Source organism: Methanomassiliicoccus sp. (assembly GCA_033485155.1).
Classification (GTDB): Archaea; Thermoplasmatota; Thermoplasmata; order Methanomassiliicoccales; family Methanomassiliicoccaceae; genus UBA6.
In genome coordinates this window covers 243,747-259,483 of record JAWQJJ010000001.1, presented here as the reverse complement: position 1 = coordinate 259,483, position 15,737 = coordinate 243,747, and the positions used below count along the sequence as shown (strand labels likewise).

The following is a 15,737-nucleotide window of genomic DNA, read 5'->3' as shown; positions in this document are numbered from 1 at the left end:
CTTTTTTCAATTGATGCCGCTCGGACCATTATTCACCCCATTTTCCATTCGCCGTTCATCCTTGAACTCAGCAGCTGATGAGAGAGAATCTTCCCTTTCCCTTAATTGATCCTGGCCGTACTTCTAACCCCGAGGTCGCTCAGGGCAATCGACTGTAGTCGGATAGGACGTACTCGTCCCAAAAAGTACGAAACTTACTTCCTGCCCCTCACACCGTTCTTTGGCCTTCACAGAACCTCTTGATATCATCGGCATAGCTGGCCATAGTGGACATGTCGGCACCAAGCTCTCTCCCCGTGTTCAGCAGATCGTAATAGAACGTACTTACCTCGCGAACGTTGTTCAATGCATGGGACGAGCTGCGTTTTGAGTATTCGTCATCGACAAAGCTGCTCATCATTGTGGATATCTCACCATCATCCATCACCATGTTTCCACCGAACATCTTGGTCTCGGGGTAGCCATCGAGATCGACCCCTCTCATCGAGACGACGTTCAAACATTCCTTGGCCCCTTTGAAAGCCTGCTTGCTTTCCGGGAGATCTTTCGTCACCGCTTCTATCGACCCCATTCTTACCACGGGCGGCCACATGCCCGCGGCCACCGCATACTGTATCCAGAGGTATTGAAGAATGTCCTCATGCGATTTTGGTTCCAGATCGGCTGAGGCGAATAGCTCTGTGGCCTTATCGAGGCAGTTGCTGCTTCCTTTGCCAACCCGCCCGATATCGACCGTCCTTATGGCTGTGACCAGCACATCGTTTATGAAGGACCCTCCGGCCTTGGCATCACCGAAAACGTACCGGTCCCTCGGAAGAATGTGGTCTATCTCCGACGTCCCATGCCAATTCTGAGTCAGCAATATGAAAAGGGACCCATTCAGGAAAGGAACGTATTGTTCCAGTGTCTCGATCAGGTCATAATGGTGCACGGGGACGATGACCATATCATAGTGGATCGATGAGTCCAGCTCATCGATCGCTCTAATCGCATAACGATCAATGATCCTCTTATCACGCCCTTGTCTTGTATCGAGCATGTCGATGGCGATCCCATTATCCAAACGACCTATCCGACCCTTTCGGACTATGTGCGTGATGTCATGGCCGGCCCTGTCCAACGCCCAGCCATATGTAATACCAATAATCCCTGCACCAACAATGAGGACCTTCATGAGATTGAATGATCTTATTATTAAATCATAATATTGTTTAAAAGGCAGATGTTGCCCATGAAGCCATGCTGCTGATTGTAGCTCATAGGCCTACCGATATAATCATCCTGGATCCAATTCAACGGATCATCTCTCACCAATGCAGTCCATGCATAGTACCTTATAATGTTGCCATTGAATAAGATCCATTGCAGCTCGCCTAGTGATCGAACCCTAATTTCGACCGTTCTTAGGAGGCTGTCCAGGTATCTCGGTATCAAGCCCATTTGACGATAAGCCGATATGGTGGCCGAAGAACGCTCACATTCCCCAGAACTTGTCGACCTTGCGCTTCACTTCCAACGTCTCCTCAAGCACCATGCGGTCATCTGGATTGAGGTCCATCTGGGCCATCTCCTTGACAACCATCTCCCGCAAATCCACGTACAGAATGTCCTCGACGTTGATCTGCCGTCCGACCGTCGGCCCCTCGATGGCCACCGCGACCTCCTGGCCCTGGATCGCCTCCCTCACCGCGTCCTCCCCGGTGCGGATGGAGCGTATCTTTCCCACGTCCACGCCCTCGGTGTTGAGCAGTGTCTGCCCCGGCCGGATGCGGCCGGCAAGCACGCGAACGCCTACAATGGCCGGCTTGGATGCCCGGAATACACAGTTGGGGAGCAACTTGATCTTCCCGGGGAAGGCGAACTCCGCCCGCTTCTCGATGTCCATCCGCCGCTTCTCCTCCTCCACCCATTTCTGATAGTCCTCGATGAGACGGTAGACCACATCGTTGGTGAAGACTTTCAGCGGGTAGTTGGGCAGCGCCTCTTTGGCCTCCGGCAGCAGGTCGACATTGAAGCCCAGGATCACGCGATGATATGTCTCGCCGTACGCCGCGGCGTCGATGATGTCCTTGCGCGAGATCATGCCGGTATCGTACTTGCGGATTGGGATGTCCGCGCCCTTGCACTCGAAGGCCAGCGCTTCCAGCGAGCCGATGGCGTCAGCCTTGATGTAGATCCCAGCCTCGATGGTCTCGATGTTGACCTTGGTCTCGTTGACGACCTCATCCATGGCCGCGTTGACGTTGCCGGTGGCGGCCCTCAGCGGTCCGCCGGCCACCACGCCGTCAATGTTCTGGCACATGAGCTTGACGCCGATGGCGGCCGAGACCTCCTTGACCGATTCGAAGCGGTCCTTGGGATCGCGGATCTCGTCCAGGGGCTTGGGCTTGAGGATGGCCTTGATCTTGGTGGTTATCGGCTTCCCCTTGGTTCCCAGGATGATGGTGTCGCCCTTGTGCAGGGTACCGGCGAAGATGATGACGTCGAGCGTGGAGCCCAAGCCCTTCTCCTCTTTGACCTCCAGGATGGTCCCCTGGGCCGGCCCCTCTTCGGTCTTGAGCTGCTGCTCCAGGAACCTCTGGGCCAGGCCGATAAGTATGAGCAGGAGGTCCGGCAAACCTTCTCCGTTGCGGGCCGAGATCGGCACGACCGCGATGGCCTTGGTGAAATCCTCGATGCGATCGTAGCGGTCGGCGGAGTAGCCGCGCTCGTATAGGTCGCCGATGATCTTGTACATCCTCTCGTCCAGTCGGGCCTTGACCTCTTCCGACTGGGCATTGTAGTTGAGGATGAAGGGCATGTTGGCCTTGGTCTCCCAGCCCTCGATGAGGTCGATCTTATTCATGGCGATGATGAACGGGGTCTTGAACCGCTTGAGGATCTGGATGGACTCGATGGTCTGCGGTTTAAGGCCCTCGTTGATGTCGATGACCAGGACTGCGAGGTCAGCCAGGGCGCCGCCCCTGGCCCGGAGCGAGGTGAAGGACTGATGCCCGGGGGTGTCGATGAACAGCAGACCGGGCACGTTGAACTTCTTGTTCCCGATCAGTGGCCGGCAGACCTTGTAGATGTGCTCGATGGGCACCTCGGTCGCGCCGATGTGCTGGGTGATGAGGCCGGCCTCCCGCTGAACAACGGCTGTTCCCCTTATGCGGTCGAGCAAGGAGGTCTTGCCATGGTCAACATGGCCTAGAACGCTGACAATCGGCTGCCTGGTGGCCATAGTGATGCGATAATGGACAGCCTATTAGAGCCTTTGCCAACTCACCTTCCAGCCGCCGGTCCGTCGCCTCTATGCCGTTTGCATGTCGGCGACGCTCCGGAGCGTGTAATTATTCTAATAACTAAGATTATCTAATAAGTAATATTGGGTCGGAGATAGGTCATGACCGTTCTAATAACTGGAGCGACCGGCTTCGTGGGGAGCCATCTTACCGAGGAGCTTCTGAAGAAGGGAGATAGCATCGATGCCCTGGTCCGTCGACCGGAGAGGGCAGAAGCTCTGAGCAAGCTTGGTATTGGGATAATCAAAGGGGATGTGACCGAGCCCGCTTCGTTCCGGGGGAAGCTCGGTAAGTACGACACCATCTACCATCTAGCTAACGTCTATGATTTCTGGCTGCCGGACAACTCCGTCCTTGATAAGGTCAACGTTCAGGGAACGAGGTCGCTGCTGGAAGAGGCCAAGGCAGCCGGCGTCGGTAAGATCATCTATACCAGCAGCACGGTGGCCATCGGAATAAAGAGCGGCGCCGTTGGAGATGAAGAGACCGAGCATTGTGGCTACTACCCGGCCGAATATAACCGCTCAAAATACCTTGGACTATGCGAGGTCGGGAAGATGGTGGCCGAAGGTGCTCCGGTGATCACGGTGTTGCCCAGCGCGATCATCGGACCAGGCGATACCAAGTCGACCGGGCAGTTCATCATCAACTATCTGAACGGAAAACTGCCAGGAATGATCTTTCCCGATTGCGTGATGGCCTATGCCTACGTGAAGGACGTGGCAAGAGGTCACGTTCTGGCGGCCGAGAAGGGAGAGATCGGACAGAGATACATACTGGCCAATGGCAACTACCAGCTACGGGACTTCTTCAATATGATCTCCGAGGTCTCGGGAGTGCCGCCCCTGAAAAAGACCGTTTCCCCGACGATGGTCGATATGCTTTCCAGCATGCAGATGATCAAGGCGTCCTGGACCAAGAGGCCGCCCCAGATCCCGAAGGACCTGGTCAGGGTGATGAGGGACGGCATGATGGTCGACAACTCCAAGGGGATAAGAGAGCTTGGAATGGCCTATACTCCCATCAAGGAGGCCCTGAGGGAAACGGTCGAGTGGTACAGGGCCAACGGCATGGCCCGGCCCCTCGGCCCATGATCGGCCAGTAGCGCCGAGGGATCCTTCCGACAAGTTGCGGGAAGGATACTAACGCTTAGGTGTGAGGGTGGCACAATCTTAATTAATGTGGAAAATATACCACATTTTGTGGTAAGAACATCACAAAAAGTGGATGCAACACCACATGAGGCTAAAGAATGAGCACAGCTGGATATCTCGATGCCAGGGTCTTGAACGAGCTGCCGGGGCGTTCCACCGGCCATTGTCCCGGGGTGATCCCATGAAGGCCATCGAGATCGATCACCTGCGCAAGGCCTTCGATGAGAGGGAGGTCCTTCACGACGTTTCCCTGCAGATCGAGAGGGGCGATCTGTTCGCCTTCCTCGGCCCCAACGGAGCCGGCAAGACCACCACCATGCGCATCGTCCTCGGCACGCTTGAGGCGAGCGGGGGAAGGGCCACGGTGATGGGAGAGGACCTCGCCACTTCCAGGGAGATGAGGTCTCGGGTGGGGGTGCTGTTCGAACGCCACGGCCTGTATGAGCGCCTCTCGGTCAGGGACAACCTGGACCACTACGCCCGGATGTTCTCACTGCGCGACCGGCGGGATCGCATCGACGATGTCCTGGAGGCCGTCGGACTGTCGGAGCGGGCCGATGATCGGGTGGCCGCCCTGTCCACCGGCCTGAAGAGGAGGGCCGGGCTGGCCCGGGCGCTGCTCAACGAGCCGGAGGTGCTGTTCCTGGACGAGCCGACCAGCAGCCTGGACCCTCAGGCCCAGAAGGACTTCCGGACCATCATCACCAGGCTTAGGGAGAGCAAGGGAATGACCGTATTCCTCAATACCCACAATCTCGACGAGGTCCAGAGGATCTGCACCAGGGTCGCCATCCTGGACCGGGGGAGGATCCTTCTGAGCGGCACCATGGATGAGGTCCGGGCGCCCGGCAGCGCCGAGGCCGAGGTCGTGCTGGCCTCCGATGCCGAAGCGGTGAAGGCCGAGGGGCTGTTCTCCGCCGACGGCCGGGTGAAGAGCGTCCAACGCCGGGGCTCTGTCCTGCAGGTCGTCCTGTCCGCTCCACTGAGCGTCCGGGAGGTGGTGGGTTGGGGCCTGGACGTTCATGAGTATCGCTCCAGCCGGAGGTCACTGGACGAGGTGTACTTCGACGTCCTGGGCAAGGGGGCGGCGGCATGAGCGTGGTTGCCAGCATGGCCAGGAAGGAGCTGCTGGAGCTGCGGTACAACAAAGGGGTGCTAATGTCGATCGCGGCGTTCACTATCGTGTTCTGCGTCATTTCGCCCTCCGGCAGTTCGGACCTCTCGATGATCCTCCTCTCCACCATGATGGGGATGTACGCGGCGTTCGGCATCTCCGGCCAGGCGTTCAACTCTGAGAAGCAGTCGGGCAGCCTGGAGACGACGTTCTGCGGGCCGGTGGAGCTCCGGGAGCTGTGGCTCGGCAAGATCATAGGCACGCTCGTCCCCGCCCTGGTGGTGGCATACGCGGCCGTGGGCATCGTCCTCGCGGAGGCGTTCGTTCGTTCCACTCCGATCGTCATCGGCCTGACGGTAGCCGTCTACTTAATCGCCATCCTGCCGGCCCTGGTGGCGGCGTTCATCGGCATCATGGGCTTCATCCAGCTGAACTTCGGCGCCCGACAGACCCGCCTGCTCAGCACAGCGGCCCTGGCCCTCATCATATCGCTGCTAACGGCCAGCCTTTCCCTGCCCCAGGAGGGCAACTTGATATCCTGGCAGGCGATTGCGATCATCGGTCTCGCCGCCGTCCTGCTGCTCACGTCGCCGGCCCTTCTGGTCAACCGTCTGAGCAAGGAGCGGATAGTGCTGACCAGCGAGGCGTGAACATGGATCGACTGACCAGAGCGACCTTGGGGGCAGGGATGGCCATCCTGATGCTGGCCATCGTCCTCATCGTCTCCGAGGCGACTGACGGCGAGGTGATCTCGATCGTGGTGGCGGTGGCATCGGGGCTGCTGTTCTTCTCCATCTTCCGGGCCTATCTGGTCCGGAAGGGTGAGATCTACAAGGACGAGCGGACGCAGAAGATTCACAACTCGGCGCTGGCGATATCCTGGTGGGCCGCCTACGTCGTGCTGGCAGCGGTGTACCTGCTCAGCCTGGGCAAGGTGTTCGAGATGGATCTCAGCGACTTCGTGCCCCTGATGTTCTTCCTCATGCTCGCCACATACTGGACGGCGAAGACCTACCTGTCACATAGAGGAGAGCCAAGATGAGGAACCGGATCAAGGAGTTCAGGGCCCGCTATGACATGACCCAGGAGCAGCTGGCCAAAAAGGTCGGCATCTGCCGGGAGACGGTGGTGTATCTCGAGAAGAACGCCTATAACCCGTCGCTCCAGCTGGCGCATGACATAGCGAAGGCCCTGGGCACCACGATCGAAGAGCTATTCCTGTTCGATGATTGATAAATAAAGGTAACGAGGGAGCGGAGCTCCCTAATGGGTTTACTCGAAGTACCAGGGGTCCGAGGTGCGTGCCCAGCTCAGGATCTCGTAGTCGTTGAAGAACAGCTCGATCTCCCGCTTGGCCGACTCGGGGCCGTCGGAGCCGTGGATGATGTTCCGGCCAGTCTGCTGCGCGAGGTCACCACGGATGGTGCCGACGGCGGCGTTCTGGGGGTTGGTGGCTCCCATCATCGCCCGCATCGAGGCGATGGCGTTCTCGCCCTCCCAGACCATCACGAGCACCGGACCGGAGGTCATGTACTCGATGAGGCCGGGGAAGAACGGCTTGCCCTTGTGCTCGGCATAGTGGCGCTCCGCCAGTTCCTTGGGTATGCGCATGAACTTCATGGCCACGGGCTTGTGGCCCTTGGCCTCGATGCGCCCCAGGATCTCGCCCATGAGGCCGCGCTGGACGGCATCGGGCTTGAGCATGACGAAGGTGCGCTCCATCATGCCGCTCACTCCGTCTTCTTGGGTGCCGGAGCCTTGCCCTTGCGGGCCTTGCTGGCGGTGACCTTCTTGATCTTCTCGTCGGCCGGGGTGGCGGCGACCTCTTCCTTGGGCGCAGCAGCGGCCTTGGCGATCTCCTTCTCACGCTTGGCCGCGCGGGTCCAGGTGGTCCTCCTCGGAATCCTACCCAGCTCGATCATGTTCTTGTAACACTTGTTGGTGTCGAACGTCAGCACGGTGCCGTCCTTCTTAACGAACAGCTTGCCGGTGCCCGGTTCCATCTCCGCTCCGCAGAAGGAGCAGACCCTTCTCTCGACCATTCAGATCACCGTATGGAAAGCTTGCGGGCCTCTCTAGAGGTCTCCCTAAGCATCAGTATGTCTCCCATGCGCACGGGGCCCATGATGTTGCGGGTGATGATGCGACCCTTGTCGCGGCCCTCGAGCACACGCACCTTGACCTGGGTGGCTTCGCCGGTCATACCAGTGCGACCGATGATCTCCACCACTTCCGAAGGTATGCTGCTCTCGTCCTCAGGCATGTCATTCCCTCCGCGCTCACTGCTTCAGCTTCTTCACCTGCTCGGCGAACCCGTCCAGCAGGGGCTTGGCCTTTCCAGCGTCCAGGATGGCGACCGAAGCGGTCGGCTTCTCCAGGCCCACGGCGTGTCCCAGTTCGGCCTTGGACGGTACGTAGGCGTAAATGACGTTGCGCTCCTCGCACAGGAGGGGCATGTGAGCGAGTATCTCTGGGGGCTGGACATCCTCGGCCATGACGACCATGACCGCGTCTCCCCGCTCGACCAGCTTGGTGACCTCGTTGGTCCCCTTGCGGATCTTTCCGGTGTCGCGGGCAGCCTCGACGATCTCGTAGGCCTTGTCCGATAGCTCCTTGGGCATCTCGAAACGAACGAACATTGCTTTAGCCATTGTTTCACCTCATTCGGATGTATACATCCTCATCATTCATCGGTTAAACGTGAATGCGAAAGGGACCAAAGTGATGGCCGTATATATCACTTGCGAGCAGGGAGGCATTCGGACCAGGCCCGGTGCGACGGCCCAGCGGTCTTGGTGGCGACGATGCTCACAACATGCCGCGCACGGCCTTCACTGACTCGCGGAGGGACGCCGCGGTCTTGACCTCCACCAGTACCCTGATCCCCCGCTTTCTGGCAAAGTCCAGCATCCCGGGGATATCGATCATGCCGGTGCCGGGGACCTGGTGATCGCTGCGACCGTTGTAATCGTGGAGGTGCATGTGGCGGATGCGGTCCTCGTGCCGGAGCAGCACTTCCCGCTCCCGGAACCCACTGCGGGCGTCATGGCCTACGTCCCAGGTCAGGTGGAACGAGTCCAGGTAGCACAGCTCATCGATGGCCTGAGCGATGAACGGCAGGTCGAAATTGTTGACGTTCTCGGTGCAGATGTCCACCCCTGATGCCGACGCCAAGGGGAGCATCTCCTTGTACGCCGTCCATAAGTTGGCGGTGAACTCGTCGAGGTACCGGTCGTATATCCACACCTTGCGGTCGGGGAGGGTGAAGTATATGCCCGGGCTGACGTGCATGTTGAGCACCTTGACCCCGGCCTGGGCGCACCACCCGAGGGCCTCCCGCATTCGGTCGAGATACCCCTGCCGCACCGTCGGGTGCAGCGAACCGAGGTCAAGCTCGTCCGGAGAGTGCAGGGTGAACTCGATGCCGGTACTCTTAGTGATGTCCCTTAGCTCCAGGGGGTCGAGCGCTTCCGGGCAGTTGTCCGGCATGTTCATGTTCAGCTCGATGAACGAAAGCTCCAGCTCCTGGCACAGGCCGACCAGGCGGGGCAGGTCGGGCATCTCGATGAGCGCAGGCATGCCGAATGCTAACTGGTCGTTCATTTGTCCATGAACCTCAGCATGGAGATTGTGTGCGAGTTAAAAAGGTTGGTTCTCTGGGCTCCGATCAGACAATCGACCTCAGGAGCGCTCAGCATAGGGCGGACCGACGAGGGTGCTAGGATTGGCCGATCATCTGTCGGTCGATTTGTGATGATCGCTCATAGTTCCCTGGACTTGACTTTTGGCCGTCCACCGCGCCCCTGATGGCCGCGTTGATGATCGATGGATACAATCTTGATCTTGGAGGTCACGAGTTCATAAGCCACGGTCTCGATCATTCCATTCACCTGGTTCCTTGCGTTTAGTTCCATGTTCGTTCCTCTCAATCCTCATGTCCGCCCGTCCATTCATAGCAACACTGTCCGTCCAGTGGTCGACATGACCGAGGCGGGGTTCCAGGACTGGAAGGGGTTACTCTCCTCCATCCCACCGGTCGGAACGACCTCCCTCGGTCTTCCCGAGCTCACGATCTTGCCCCTGTCCAACAGGCAGGCGGTGTCCCCCATCTCCACGGCATCCACCACATCATGGGTGACGATCATGCAAGGCGTGCCCGTGCCCCTTATCAGGTTCCTGATGTCCTTGCGCACCACATTCTGGGTCGCAGCGTCAAGAGCGCTCAAGGGCTCGTCGAGCAGGTAGATCCTCGGGCGCAGGATCAGGGTCCGCAACAACGCTACTCTCTGCCTCTGCCCCCCGGACAAGTTGGCCGCACGGACATCCCTCAGGTCCCACAGAGAGTATTCTTCCATCATCGGGCGGATGGTCTCCGTCGCTCCTCTCCTTTCCTTCCTGGTCACGTTCAGACCGAAGATTAGGTTCTCGAGGACGGTCATGTGCGGGAACACGGCATAGTTCTGGAACACGAACCCGGTCCTTCGTTCCTCGACCGGAAGGTCGATACCGGCCTCGGAGTCGAAGAAGACCTCGCCGTTGACCACGATCCGCCCGCTGTCGGGAGTCATAAGGCCAGCGATCATCCTGAGGATGGTGGTCTTACCTGAGCCGTTCCTTCCCACGAGCACATGGATTCCATCATCCCCTACGCTCATGTCGACATTCAGGACATAGTCTCGGAGCCTCCTGGTTATGCGAACCTCAACTGGCATTAGGCATCCTCCTTCCCAGAAATTTGACCGCTAGGATGACCCCGAAAGAAATTGCCACCAGGATTATGGATATCGACAGGGCGGGAGTTAAGTCCCCCTCGAGGGAGGTGTAGATCGCTAGAGGCATGGTCTGGGTCTTCCCGGGCATATTGCCGGCGAACATTATGGTGGCCCCGAACTCTCCCAGTGCCCTCGCCCAGGCCATTATGGCCCCGGACAACAGGCCGGCAGATGCCAATGGTAGGGAGATGCGGGAAAAGGTCCGCAACCTGGACGAGCCCATGGTGCGGGCGGCATCCTCGAACTGGGAGTCGACCGACTGGAAGCTTATGCGCGCCTGCCGAATGTAAAAGGGTGAGGCCACGAACACCTGAGCTAGCACCACAGCGGTGGTGGTGAATGCGATGTCGATCCCGAACAAGTGGAAGTATTGTCCTAGCACCCCTCGCCGGCCGAATGCCATCAGCAAAGCTAGACCCGCCACTGCCGGAGGGAGGACCGCTGGTATGTCGGTGATGGTGTCCACGATAGCCCGCCCCCAGTAGTTGTTATGGGCGTTAAGATATGCAATCGGCGTACCGAAAGCCAGGACTATGGCCGTGCTGGCCGTGGCGGTCAGAAGGCTCAGCCAAAGGGCGTCGATGACCGCCGGATCACTGAGTGAGGCTAGGAAGTCCTGGAGGTCGATCCTCAAAAATAAAGAGGCTATAGGAATGGAGATGAAGGCAATGGCCACGATGACCATGCCTCCTAGGGCGAAGCGCAGCGCATAGCGCTCCAGATCGTATCTCCACCCCTTGGCCTTGATCGTTCCCACGCGCTGATCGAACATTCTCCCGTTTCCTCCGACGGGATCAGATCACTGTTATGAAGCCATACTTGGACAGTATTGCTTGACCCTCAGTCGACAGCACGTACTCGATGAAGCTTATCGCCTCGGCAGAGTGGGTGGTAGACAGCAGCGCTCCGATGGGGTACACCGCAATCACGTTGTACTCGTCTGGTATGCTGATCAGGGACACGTTCGATCCGGCTCCAGCAGCGTCAGTGGTGTAAACAAATCCAGCATCAGCCTCCCCTAAGGCCACCTTGGTCACGACGTTGTTCACATTAGATTCCTGCGACACCACGTTGGCCATCACCTTGGCCTCGTAATCGGTGAACTCCGAGGAGCTGTTGTCAAGGTTCTTCAGGATGGTCCGGGTATAGTTTCCGATCGGCACGGTTGTATCGCCAATGACGATCTTTAACCCTGATTTGGTTAGGTCGGTTAGGCTGGTTATGCCAGCAGGATTGCCCGATGGAATGATGACTGTCACCTTGTTCTTAACGAACGTCTTGACCGTGGAATTGTCCATCAATCCGGCTATCTGGGTCAAGTTCATGTTCTTGTTATCTGCTGAGGCGAAAACGTCGGCGGTGGCTCCGTTGACGAGCTGCGTCTTCAGGTTCGCGGATCCGTCGAAGTTAAAGTTGATCTTTACACCACTGTGTTCCGCTTCGTACTGCTCACCGATTTCGGTGAATGCCTTGCTGAGCGATGCTGCGGCGAACACAGTTACTTCAGTGCTCGCCGCCGACGATTTACCGCCATTCATCGACACGGCCGCCACCGCCACCATGGCGACGACCAGCACGGCCGCGATGGCCACTATCATCTTCGTATTCTTCATTTTCTTCATTCTCCGTCTTTTATTCGGCCCGGCCTAACTCGGCCGATGCGTTGGTCCCTTTCTTCGTGGGAATTAGTTTTAGGTCTTGGTCAGCATCAGGTGGACCTCGCCCGGTCCGGTCTTCTTCGGATCCAAACGGAAACCGACCGTACGGGACTCCAGCTCGATCCACGGGGGGACATGATCACATACCACCTCCAGCGTGGCGAATTTACCCCTCCTGACGAAGGCCTGCAGTATCTGCTTGCTGCTGAATTCTGGTTGCTTGCTCTGGGCCTCTTTTATCGATATATAGTAATTACCAGGGGACCGTTCCAGGGGCACGGGCATAGTGGCGGGAGAAATAGTCTCATCGCAATCCTTCTCATCTTCTGACCATACTTGCTCAAGGAAATCGCTGGGGGTCCCTTTAATTTCGTAAACGTTCACGTGAGCCTTCTCCAGCTCGAAGAAGAGCACCCCGCTGGCATTCCGGGCCACGAAGATCTTGCATGATCCGAGGAATTTGATCAGCTCCGTGCACTTAGTCCTCATCTCCACCAGCCCCTTCCCTGAGTCGATCAGGAATGGCATCTCTCGGTCCTTCGTCCATTTCCCCCGAACCCTGCGATGCACCACGACTATGCCGGGCCAGTTCAACTGAACAGTGGAACCGTCACTCCCTGTTAGGGAGGCGACCTCTGGTATTGCTCTCTCGCACAAGGTGCCACCCGCTCACTTCAGGATGAGGCGTTCCACGACCTCGCCGCCCTCGATATGCTTTACCATGATTTCCTCCACATCATCGGCGGTCACCGAACCATACCATATGTTGTCAGGATACACCACTACGATGGGGCCCTTCTCGCAGATGCCGTAACAGCCAGTGTTGGAAACAAAGACCTCACCTCCGATCTCCCGGTCTGCGATCTCCTCGGTGAATTTAGCCAGGATTTCGACCCCGGCCTTGGTGTGACAGAAGCCTTTCTGCATTCCGTTCGGTCGCGAGCTTGTGCATACGAATATGTGTCGCTTGGGTTTCTGCATCAATCATCCTTCCATGCTGTAGAGCTCCTCTTTCTTCTTCTGGCGATAAGTGTTGTATTTTGATTCGAGTAGGGTGTTGGTATAGCGGTCCAAGAGGGCGAGAGAGCCGGTATACCCGACGGACATGACCCGCTGGCCGCCCATCCGGTCGTTGATGGGGTACCCGACCCGAATGACTGGGATTCCCCGTTTCTCAGTCAGGAACTTCCCGCCCGAATGCCCCAGGGCCACGTTGACCTTGGTTCTGGCGCAGGCGTTGTCTATGGCCGCGAAATCTGCATCACCTATCAGTACCGGCGTCTGTTCGGCGCTTTTCAACAGGGGCCCCACTAGTCCCCTCAGAACGTCCACCTGTGAGCCGGTGGCGATCACCAGCGGCGGTGACCCGTTCTCCGCACACATCGAAGTTAATGCCAGGACCAGTTCCGGCTCTCCATACACCGCCGGACGACCTTCGGCGTTGAACTTATGTGAGTCGGCCATGGCGTCGAGCAGCCAGCCTCTTTCCAGCTCCAGTTGCTCTGGAATATGTCCTCCGATCAGCTCCTGTATCGCCTGAATGAAGCGGTCGGTGTTAACCAGGCCGATCGGAAGCGGTAGATTGATCAGAGGCACACCATGCTCCTTCTCCAGAAAGTGACCTGGAGACAGCTCTTCGGGACAGGTAAGGCCGAACTGTATGGTGGCCCTGGCCCCGCCCATGAGGGCGAGGTTGGTTGTCGATGTCCCTCCCGGCGGGATTTTTTGATAACGGCCTCCGTAGGGGCGGTCCAGGGTTAGGGAGAAATCGGGTAGAAGAACATACCTGACGCCCATAAGGGCCAGGATGCGCTTTATCTCCCGCAGGTCGGCGGGGCTGATGTTAGGTACGATGATATTGATCCCATCGTGCTTATCGGCGGGGACGGCATAGTACTGCAGCAAGGCCCGGCAGGCCGCCCAGTATCCTTCGGCATGGCCCCCAGCGTAGGACGGTGTAGACACCGCAACCACGTCTACCTTCAGGCCCGGACGGTTGACCAGATACTTCTTTACCATCCCTCGGACATCATCGCCGATGGTTTCGGCCAAGCAGGTGGTGACCACTCCCAGCACATCGGGCCGATAGACACGTATGACGTTATCCATAGCTTTATGAAGGTTGGCCTCCCCGCCGTAGACCGTCTGCTTCTCGTTGAGCGACGAGGACGCGATGTCCACCGGCTCATTGAAGTGCTCGACATTGGCCAAGCGCATGTAGGTGCTGCAACCCTGGGAACCATGCACCAGCACCATCATTCCCTCGATGCCCTTGAGCGCGATCACGGCTCCCAGCGGCATGCACATATGACATTGGTTCTCGTTGACCTGCTTCGCCCTCGATGGCTCGCAATCGATCATACCAATTCCCTCGACGGCTTGGCCTCCCGGAGGTACATCCATACTGGGGAACATGTCGTGACATAGACCTCACGAGCGAACCGTAGAGCCCCCTCGTAACCGGCCAATGCATCCTTCCGGTCATGATTGTGATCAATGAAACCTATCCCCAGCTTATAGGCCAGCACCCGTTCTTTCACTCCCCCGGCCATGACATCGATCTTCTTCTCCAGGAGGAAGCGTTCGATCTCAGCTGGGTTGGTGTCATCCACGATGACCGTGCCTTCGTCGAGCAGGCCGCTGAGAGCCTCATATTCCTCCGGCCGTCCGGTCTGGGTGCCGGCAACGACGACCTCCACTCCCAACTCCTTCAACTGGCGGACTATGGCCATAGCCTTGAAAGCCCCCCCGACGTATATCGCTGCCCGCTTTCCCTGGAGCTTCTCCCGGTACCGTTCAATATGGGGCATGAGGCGGGCTGTCTCCCTCTCGATGAGAGCCTCGGCCTTCCGAGCTATCTCCGGATCGCCGTAGAAGGCGGCGATCCTGCGCAAGGAATCGGCGATGTTCTCGCTGCCGAAGAAGTTCACGTCTAGGAGCGGTGTGCCGAATTCCTTCTCCATCTGGGCGGCTAGCCAGTGCATTGAACCAGTGCACTGGACGAGGTTGAGCTTGGCTCCCGGAGCCCGCTTCAGGGCCTCCACCGATGAATCGCCGGTGAAGGCAACGTTGATCTCCACCCCAATCTCTCGGAGATACTTCTCTACGATCCATTTTTCCCCGCCCAGGTTGTACTCGCCCAGGAAGTTGACCTTGTTAGTCCTCTCTACCTCCTCTCCCTCCTTCGGACGGATGAGCCGAAGAAGGGCCTCGGCGGCGGCCCGGTAGCCGACGATCTTGTTGCCGGATATGAAGCCAGTGGATTCCACAGGAATGATGTCGATACCGTGCCTACTGGAGGCTTCCCGGCACACGGCGACGATATCATCACCTATGACTCCGACCACGCAGGTCGAGTAGACGAAGACCGCTGAGGGCCGATGTCTAGTCACGACCTCATCGATGCATTCGGCCAGTTTGGTCTCGCCGCCGAAGATTACATCCTTCTCCCTCATATCGGTAGAGAAGCTGTTACGATACATATCCGACCCGCTGGATAGGCTGCCCCGGATATCCCAGGTGTAGGTGGCACAGCCGATGGGGCCATGGACCAGGTGTACCGCATCGGTAACCGGGTTGAGCACTACCCGGGCCCCGCAGTACACGCAGGCCCGCTGCGATACAGCGCCAGCCAGACTGTCGTTGCCACAGCTCACCTTTGTTCTGCCCTTGCCCTTCACGACGATCGAGCCTTGGCGTTCCTCGATGGGGGCCGTTCGGTCCCCTGGCTCATAGTTGGTATACATATTCAGCTC

Annotated in this window: 20 protein-coding genes; 5 read left to right on the top strand and 15 right to left on the bottom strand. The window is 58.2% G+C overall.

Features of this window, described 5'->3' with window-relative positions:
* Window positions 1–208: 208 nt before the first annotated feature.
* Window positions 209–1,174, bottom strand: a complete 966-nt coding sequence (locus SA339_01310; protein ID MDW5561836.1) for a 2-dehydropantoate 2-reductase N-terminal domain-containing protein — start codon at window positions 1,172–1,174, stop codon at window positions 209–211.
* A gap of 300 nt (window positions 1,175–1,474) precedes the next feature.
* On the bottom strand, window positions 1,475–3,223 hold the full coding sequence (gene infB / locus SA339_01305) for a translation initiation factor IF-2 (protein MDW5561835.1): 1,749 nt from the start codon (window positions 3,221–3,223) through the stop codon (window positions 1,475–1,477).
* A 162-nt stretch (window positions 3,224–3,385) separates the two neighbouring features.
* On the opposite strand from infB, the gene SA339_01300 reads away from it, so the two are divergent.
* From SA339_01300 to SA339_01280, 5 genes are all read left to right on the top strand, one after another.
* The gene (locus tag SA339_01300; protein ID MDW5561834.1) at window positions 3,386–4,378 is read left to right on the top strand and encodes an NAD-dependent epimerase/dehydratase family protein; all 993 of its coding nucleotides are present in this window, start codon (window positions 3,386–3,388) and stop codon (window positions 4,376–4,378) included.
* Window positions 4,379–4,619: 241 nt separating this feature from the next.
* Window positions 4,620–5,534 (top strand): ABC transporter ATP-binding protein, encoded by a 915-nt coding sequence (locus SA339_01295; protein MDW5561833.1) that lies wholly within the window; start codon window positions 4,620–4,622, stop codon window positions 5,532–5,534.
* Entirely contained in the window at window positions 5,531–6,202 is a 672-nt protein-coding gene (locus SA339_01290; protein ID MDW5561832.1) for a hypothetical protein, read from the top strand. The genes SA339_01295 and SA339_01290 overlap by 4 nt, the downstream gene beginning before the upstream one ends.
* Before the next feature lie 2 nt (window positions 6,203–6,204).
* Window positions 6,205–6,594 carry a hypothetical protein gene (locus SA339_01285; GenBank protein MDW5561831.1) on the top strand — a complete coding sequence of 130 codons (390 nt, stop codon included), beginning with the start codon at window positions 6,205–6,207 and terminating at the stop codon, window positions 6,592–6,594.
* The gene (locus SA339_01280; GenBank protein ID MDW5561830.1) at window positions 6,591–6,785 is read left to right on the top strand and encodes a helix-turn-helix transcriptional regulator; all 195 of its coding nucleotides are present in this window, start codon (window positions 6,591–6,593) and stop codon (window positions 6,783–6,785) included. Before SA339_01285 ends, SA339_01280 begins: the two co-directional genes overlap by 4 nt.
* Before the next feature lie 39 nt (window positions 6,786–6,824).
* Here the strand turns inward: SA339_01280 and ndk are convergent, their stop codons facing one another.
* The 13 genes from ndk to nifE all read right to left on the bottom strand — a co-directional run bounded on the left by ndk (window position 6,825) and on the right by nifE (window position 15,728).
* The gene (gene ndk / locus SA339_01275) at window positions 6,825–7,277 is read right to left on the bottom strand and encodes a nucleoside-diphosphate kinase (GenBank protein MDW5561829.1); all 453 of its coding nucleotides are present in this window, start codon (window positions 7,275–7,277) and stop codon (window positions 6,825–6,827) included.
* Window positions 7,278–7,282: 5 nt separating this feature from the next.
* Complete coding sequence (locus SA339_01270) at window positions 7,283–7,594, bottom strand: 50S ribosomal protein L24e (GenBank protein MDW5561828.1); 312 nt, start codon at window positions 7,592–7,594, stop codon at window positions 7,283–7,285.
* A 5-nt stretch (window positions 7,595–7,599) separates the two neighbouring features.
* The gene (locus SA339_01265; GenBank protein ID MDW5561827.1) at window positions 7,600–7,815 is read right to left on the bottom strand and encodes a 30S ribosomal protein S28e; all 216 of its coding nucleotides are present in this window, start codon (window positions 7,813–7,815) and stop codon (window positions 7,600–7,602) included.
* 16 nt (window positions 7,816–7,831) lie between these two features.
* On the bottom strand, window positions 7,832–8,203 hold the full coding sequence (rpl7ae, locus tag SA339_01260) for a 50S ribosomal protein L7Ae (protein ID MDW5561826.1): 372 nt from the start codon (window positions 8,201–8,203) through the stop codon (window positions 7,832–7,834).
* 157 nt (window positions 8,204–8,360) lie between these two features.
* Window positions 8,361–9,155 (bottom strand): sugar phosphate isomerase/epimerase family protein, encoded by a 795-nt coding sequence (locus SA339_01255; protein ID MDW5561825.1) that lies wholly within the window; start codon window positions 9,153–9,155, stop codon window positions 8,361–8,363.
* 158 nt (window positions 9,156–9,313) lie between these two features.
* Window positions 9,314–9,466: a hypothetical protein gene (locus tag SA339_01250; GenBank protein MDW5561824.1), complete on the bottom strand. Its 153-nt coding sequence runs from the start codon at window positions 9,464–9,466 to the stop codon at window positions 9,314–9,316.
* A gap of 36 nt (window positions 9,467–9,502) precedes the next feature.
* Complete coding sequence (locus SA339_01245) at window positions 9,503–10,264, bottom strand: ATP-binding cassette domain-containing protein (GenBank protein ID MDW5561823.1); 762 nt, start codon at window positions 10,262–10,264, stop codon at window positions 9,503–9,505.
* Window positions 10,254–11,096, bottom strand: coding sequence for an ABC transporter permease (locus SA339_01240; protein ID MDW5561822.1), 843 nt, complete (start codon window positions 11,094–11,096; stop codon window positions 10,254–10,256). Before SA339_01240 ends, SA339_01245 begins: the two co-directional genes overlap by 11 nt.
* Window positions 11,097–11,118: 22 nt before the next feature.
* Window positions 11,119–11,937 carry a molybdate ABC transporter substrate-binding protein gene (gene modA, locus SA339_01235; protein ID MDW5561821.1) on the bottom strand — a complete coding sequence of 273 codons (819 nt, stop codon included), beginning with the start codon at window positions 11,935–11,937 and terminating at the stop codon, window positions 11,119–11,121.
* 78 nt (window positions 11,938–12,015) lie between these two features.
* The gene (locus SA339_01230; protein MDW5561820.1) at window positions 12,016–12,639 is read right to left on the bottom strand and encodes a Fe-only nitrogenase accessory AnfO family protein; all 624 of its coding nucleotides are present in this window, start codon (window positions 12,637–12,639) and stop codon (window positions 12,016–12,018) included.
* Window positions 12,640–12,651: 12 nt separating this feature from the next.
* Window positions 12,652–12,963 carry a 2Fe-2S ferredoxin gene (locus tag SA339_01225; GenBank protein MDW5561819.1) on the bottom strand — a complete coding sequence of 104 codons (312 nt, stop codon included), beginning with the start codon at window positions 12,961–12,963 and terminating at the stop codon, window positions 12,652–12,654.
* Window positions 12,964–12,966: 3 nt separating this feature from the next.
* Entirely contained in the window at window positions 12,967–14,343 is a 1,377-nt protein-coding gene (locus SA339_01220) for a nitrogenase component 1 (protein ID MDW5561818.1), read from the bottom strand.
* On the bottom strand, window positions 14,340–15,728 hold the full coding sequence (nifE, locus tag SA339_01215; GenBank protein MDW5561817.1) for a nitrogenase iron-molybdenum cofactor biosynthesis protein NifE: 1,389 nt from the start codon (window positions 15,726–15,728) through the stop codon (window positions 14,340–14,342). Before nifE ends, SA339_01220 begins: the two co-directional genes overlap by 4 nt.
* Window positions 15,729–15,737: the final 9 nt, after the last annotated feature.

Coding starts and splice junctions, on each gene's coding strand:
- SA339_01310 (MDW5561836.1), bottom strand. CDS start 1,174: ATGAAGGTCCTCATTGTTGGTGCAGGGATTATTGGTATTACATATGGC.
- infB (MDW5561835.1), bottom strand. CDS start 3,223: ATGGCCACCAGGCAGCCGATTGTCAGCGTTCTAGGCCATGTTGACCAT.
- SA339_01300 (MDW5561834.1), top strand. CDS start 3,386: ATGACCGTTCTAATAACTGGAGCGACCGGCTTCGTGGGGAGCCATCTT.
- SA339_01295 (MDW5561833.1), top strand. CDS start 4,620: ATGAAGGCCATCGAGATCGATCACCTGCGCAAGGCCTTCGATGAGAGG.
- SA339_01290 (MDW5561832.1), top strand. CDS start 5,531: ATGAGCGTGGTTGCCAGCATGGCCAGGAAGGAGCTGCTGGAGCTGCGG.
- SA339_01285 (MDW5561831.1), top strand. CDS start 6,205: ATGGATCGACTGACCAGAGCGACCTTGGGGGCAGGGATGGCCATCCTG.
- SA339_01280 (MDW5561830.1), top strand. CDS start 6,591: ATGAGGAACCGGATCAAGGAGTTCAGGGCCCGCTATGACATGACCCAG.
- ndk (MDW5561829.1), bottom strand. CDS start 7,277: ATGATGGAGCGCACCTTCGTCATGCTCAAGCCCGATGCCGTCCAGCGC.
- SA339_01270 (MDW5561828.1), bottom strand. CDS start 7,594: ATGGTCGAGAGAAGGGTCTGCTCCTTCTGCGGAGCGGAGATGGAACCG.
- SA339_01265 (MDW5561827.1), bottom strand. CDS start 7,815: ATGCCTGAGGACGAGAGCAGCATACCTTCGGAAGTGGTGGAGATCATC.
- rpl7ae (MDW5561826.1), bottom strand. CDS start 8,203: ATGGCTAAAGCAATGTTCGTTCGTTTCGAGATGCCCAAGGAGCTATCG.
- SA339_01255 (MDW5561825.1), bottom strand. CDS start 9,155: ATGAACGACCAGTTAGCATTCGGCATGCCTGCGCTCATCGAGATGCCC.
- SA339_01250 (MDW5561824.1), bottom strand. CDS start 9,466: ATGGAACTAAACGCAAGGAACCAGGTGAATGGAATGATCGAGACCGTG.
- SA339_01245 (MDW5561823.1), bottom strand. CDS start 10,264: ATGCCAGTTGAGGTTCGCATAACCAGGAGGCTCCGAGACTATGTCCTG.
- SA339_01240 (MDW5561822.1), bottom strand. CDS start 11,096: ATGTTCGATCAGCGCGTGGGAACGATCAAGGCCAAGGGGTGGAGATAC.
- modA (MDW5561821.1), bottom strand. CDS start 11,937: ATGAAGAATACGAAGATGATAGTGGCCATCGCGGCCGTGCTGGTCGTC.
- SA339_01225 (MDW5561819.1), bottom strand. CDS start 12,963: ATGCAGAAACCCAAGCGACACATATTCGTATGCACAAGCTCGCGACCG.
- SA339_01220 (MDW5561818.1), bottom strand. CDS start 14,343: ATGATCGATTGCGAGCCATCGAGGGCGAAGCAGGTCAACGAGAACCAA.
- nifE (MDW5561817.1), bottom strand. CDS start 15,728: ATGTATACCAACTATGAGCCAGGGGACCGAACGGCCCCCATCGAGGAA.